Origin of the sequence: Dermacoccus sp. UBA1591 (assembly GCF_002322065.1) — a bacterium.
Classification (GTDB): Bacteria; Actinomycetota; Actinomycetes; order Actinomycetales; family Dermatophilaceae; genus Dermacoccus; species Dermacoccus nishinomiyaensis.
This window is the reverse complement of sequence record NZ_DCNR01000077.1, coordinates 1-4,209: the sequence shown is the minus strand read 5'-3', so window position 1 is coordinate 4,209 and position 4,209 is coordinate 1. Positions and strand designations below refer to the sequence as shown.

Sequence of the window (4,209 nt, the reverse complement as noted above, 5' to 3'; positions counted from 1 at the left end):
CGGATGGCCTGCTCGTCGCCGTAACCGCACTTGACGTCGATCGTCTTGATCTTCTTGCCGTTCGGCACCTTGTAGACGACGTCACCCGTCGTCGTGTCGCCCTTGTAGAGGGTGCCGTAGTCGAGACGCTGCCCGTACGAGGCGAAGTCCTCGCGAGCGGACGTGTTGTCGTCGAGCCTCACCTTGAGGCACGTCGCGCCGGCGTTGAGATCCTTGTCGCCGAGGTTCGTCATCGTGATGTTGACGGCGACGAAGTGCTTGCCGTTGCCCGGCTTGTCGAAGTCGTTCTCGGGGGTGATCGGGTCGGCGATCTTGTTGACCTTGGCCGACATCTCCTTCGTCTTGACCTCTTCACCGACCTTGCCGGTCTTGGGGCCCGACGTGTCTCCCGAGTCGCCCGTACCGGTGTCGGAGGACGGGGACTCGCTCGTCGTGGGTGCAGCCGCGCTCGAGCTCTGATCCGGCGTGGAGGCCGGTGACGTGGCACTCGGGGCCGCCGAGGTGGCCTCGCCCGCAGCCGACGACGCGGCCGAGGCCACGGACGGCGCCGCGCTGTTCGCGGCCGACGTGGCCTGGGACGCGCCGCCCTCGACCTGGGTGCAGGCGCTCATGCCCAGCGTCATCGTGCCGGCCAGCAGGGCCAGGCCCATCCTGCGTGCGGTGGTCTTCATCTGGGTGTTCCTTTCGGTGCGTCCGAGCCGCGGCGGGCCCGGGCTGAGAGTGAAGTGGTCAGTGGGCGAGGTCGACGCGGATGGTGCGCTGATCCCCGGCGAAGTCGAGAGAGCATCGCACGTCGACGGACTTGAGCTTCTGGTCCTTCGGCAGCTCGAACGTCACGTCCCCGCTCGCGGTGTCACCCTTGTGCAGGGTGGACGAATCCATCGGCGAACCGTGATCGGCGAACAGTGACGCCGACGCCGACCCGTTCGTCGTCGTCTTGGCGTTGATGCACATCAACGGGCTGAAGTTGATCGGCGTGCCGCCGACGTTCGTCACCGTCATCGACACGGCCGCCCACTTCTTGCCGACCCCCGGCTTGAAGACCGCCGAATCGCCGACCGGCACCGGGTCGACGAGCTTGGTCACCTTCACCGACAACTTCGAGGTCTTCGCCTCTGCACCGACCTTCGTGGTGACGAGCCCCCGCTGGCCGGAGCCGAGCAGATCGGACGCCGGCGCGGACGACGCGGCCGCCTCGCTCGACGCGGCACCAGCGGACGTGGCGGGCGCCGACGACGACACGGGCGCGGCAGCAGACGTCGCCGCGCTCGGAGTCTGCGCGGCCGCGTTCGAAGACACGGCGGCACTCGGCGGCGCAGACGCGCTCGACGCCGACGACGAACCGTCGACGCTCGTGCACGCACCCACCGACAACGTCACGCCCACAGCTCCGACGAGACCGCACCCCCGCTTCAAATCCATGACGATCCCTCCCGGGTCGACGGGCTCCCGCCCGCGTGATCATTCATAACTTAACCGTCACTGGGACGCCGCTGCATCATCATTGGTTCCATTCGCGCGCCGATATCTCGCGGCCATGTCGCCGGCAACTCGGCGACACGACGAACGCCCCCGCACCAGCGCGAGCCGATGCGGGGGCGTTCGTCGAGATCACCGAAGCGACGTTCGGTGAATCCGCCTCACTTGCTGAGGTTGTTCATGATCTCCGTCATGAGAGCGGCCGTCTCGGACGGCGTCTTGCCGACCTTGACGCCGGCGGCCTCGAGGGCCTCCTTCTTGGCGGCGGCAGTGCCCGCGCCACCCGAGACGATGGCGCCGGCGTGGCCCATGGTCTTGCCCTCGGGGGCGGTGAAGCCCGCGACGTAGCCGACGACCGGCTTGGTGACGTTGTCCTGGATGAACTTCGCCGCGCGCTCCTCGGCGTCGCCACCGATCTCGCCGATCATGACGATCGCCTTGGTCTCCGGGTCCTTCTCGAAGGCCTCGAGGCAGTCGATGTGCGTGGTGCCGATGACCGGGTCGCCACCGATGCCGACGGCGGTGGTGAAGCCGAAGTCACGCAGCTCGTACATCATCTGGTAGGTCAAGGTCCCCGACTTGGAGACCAGACCGATCTGGCCGGCGCCCGCGATGTCGGCGGGGATGATGCCGGCGTTGGACTGCCCGGGGCTGATGATGCCGGGGCAGTTGGGGCCGATGATGCGGGTCGTGCCCTTGGCCGCGGCGTAGTTGTAGAACTCGGCCGAGTCCCTCACCGGGATGCCCTCGGTGATGACGACGAGCAGCGGCATCCCCGCGTCGACGGCCTCGACGACCGCGGACCTGGTGAAGGCCGGCGGCACGAACACGACCGAGACGTTGGCGCCGGTCGCGTCCATGGCCTCCTTGACGGAGCCGAAGACGGGGACCTGCTTGCCCTCGGGGAAGTCGACCGTCTGGCCGGCCTTCTTGGGGTTGACGCCACCGACGATGTCGGTGCCGGAGGCGAGCATGCGCGTGGTGTGCTTCATGCCCTCGGAGCCGGTCATGCCCTGGACGATGACCTTGGAGTCGGCGTTGAGGAAGATAGCCATTGGTTGTGTAGTCCTGTCTCTCTCGCTCGAACGCTTACTTGGCGGCCAGCTCGGCGGCCTTGCGGGCAGCGCCGTCCATGGTCTCCTCGACGGTGACCAGCGGGTGGTTGTAGTCCTCGAGGATGCGGCGACCCTCGACGACGTTGTTGCCGTCCAGACGGACGACGAGCGGCTTGGTGGCCTGGTCGCCCAGCGACTTGAGGGCGCCGACGATGCCGTTGGCCACGGCGTCGCACGCCGTGATCCCGCCGAAGACGTTGACGAACACGGCCTTGACCTGCTCGTCGCCGAGGATGACGTCCAGGCCGTTGGCCATGACCTCGGCCGAGGCGCCGCCACCGATGTCGAGGAAGTTGGCGGGCTTGCTGGCCCCGCCCGTGTGGTCCTCGCCGGCGTAGGCGACGACGTCCAGGGTGCTCATCACGAGGCCTGCGCCGTTGCCGATGATGCCGACGTTGCCGTCGAGCTTGACGTAGTTGAGGTGCATCGCCTTGGCCTTGGCCTCCAGCGGGTCCGCGGCCTTCTCGTCGACCAGGGCTGCGTGGTCGGCCTGGCGGAAGGACGCGTTGTCGTCGAGGGTGACCTTGCCGTCCAGGGCGATGATGTCGCCGTCCTCGGTCTTGACGAGGGGATTGACCTCGACCAGGGTGGCGTCCTCCTCGCGGTAGACGTCCCACAGCTTCTGCAGCACCGGCACGATCTTGGCGCCGGTCTCCGCGTCGAAGCCGGCGGCCTGGACGATCTCGGTGGCCTTGGCCTCGTCGATGCCGACCTGCGGGTCGACGGCGATGCGGGCGAGGGCCTCGGGGCGCTCGACGGCGAGCTGCTCGATCTCCATCCCGCCCTCCTTGCTGCACATCGCCAGGTAGTTGCGGTTGGCGCGGTCCAGGAGCAGCGAGAAGTAGTACTCCTCGGCGATCTTGGCGCCCTGCGCGATCATCACGGTGTGGACGGTGTGGCCCTTGATGTCCATGCCGAGGATCTGCTGGGCGTACTGCTCGGCCTCGTCGGCGGACTTGGCGACCTTGACGCCACCCGCCTTGCCGCGACCTCCGGTCTTGACCTGGGCCTTGACGACGGTGACCCCGCCGCTCCTGGTCCCGATCTCGTCTGCGGCGGCCCGAGCCTGCTCGGGGGTCTCGGCGGTCTTGCCCGCCAGGACCGGCACGCCGTGCTTCTCGAACATGTCGCGTGCCTGGTACTCGAAAAGATCCACGCTCATCCGTCCTTGGGTTAGGTGGTGGAGTGTCTTCGCGAGGATAACGCGGTTCCGACGCACCGGCCCACGCCAACCGTCCCCCTGCGACCGATGCCACACCGAGGGCGCGCCCGCGCGGGTCGGGCGAGCCGGTCGGTCCACCCGGTCGGTTCCTGGACCGGGGTCGGTCGGGTGATCCGGTGGGCTGTGCCTGGGGGGCGGTGACGGACGACGAGGCCGTATGCCGGGAAGGGGGTCCCGGCATGCGGCCTCGTGCGTGACTCTTGTGGTGCTGTCTGGTGCTGTCTGGTGCTGTCTGGTGCTGTGTTGGTGCTGGGGTGACGCTGGGGTTACTGGACGGTGATGTCGTCGAAGACGAAGCTGGACTGGGCGGAGGAGTCTTCGGTGGCGGTGATCTTGAGGGTGACGCTGCGTCCGGCGTAGCTGGACAGGTCGATGGTCTTCTGGACGTAGCCG

General features: G+C 67.9%; 4 protein-coding genes. All 4 read right to left on the bottom strand.

Features of this window, described 5'->3' with window-relative positions; genetic code table 11:
• Positions 1-671: DUF4352 domain-containing protein (locus B2284_RS07860; RefSeq protein WP_286697356.1), on the bottom strand; the 671-nt coding region annotated here is incomplete at its 3' end.
• A gap of 58 nt (positions 672-729) precedes the next feature.
• Positions 730-1,422: a DUF4352 domain-containing protein gene (locus B2284_RS07855; RefSeq protein WP_143181543.1), complete on the bottom strand. Its 693-nt coding sequence runs from the start codon at positions 1,420-1,422 to the stop codon at positions 730-732.
• Positions 1,423-1,640: 218 nt separating this feature from the next.
• On the bottom strand, positions 1,641-2,534 hold the full coding sequence (sucD, locus tag B2284_RS07850; RefSeq protein ID WP_286697355.1) for a succinate--CoA ligase subunit alpha: 894 nt from the start codon (positions 2,532-2,534) through the stop codon (positions 1,641-1,643).
• Between the two features lie 34 nt (positions 2,535-2,568).
• The gene (sucC, locus tag B2284_RS07845) at positions 2,569-3,750 is read right to left on the bottom strand and encodes an ADP-forming succinate--CoA ligase subunit beta (RefSeq protein WP_286697354.1); all 1,182 of its coding nucleotides are present in this window, start codon (positions 3,748-3,750) and stop codon (positions 2,569-2,571) included.
• Positions 3,751-4,209: the final 459 nt, after the last annotated feature.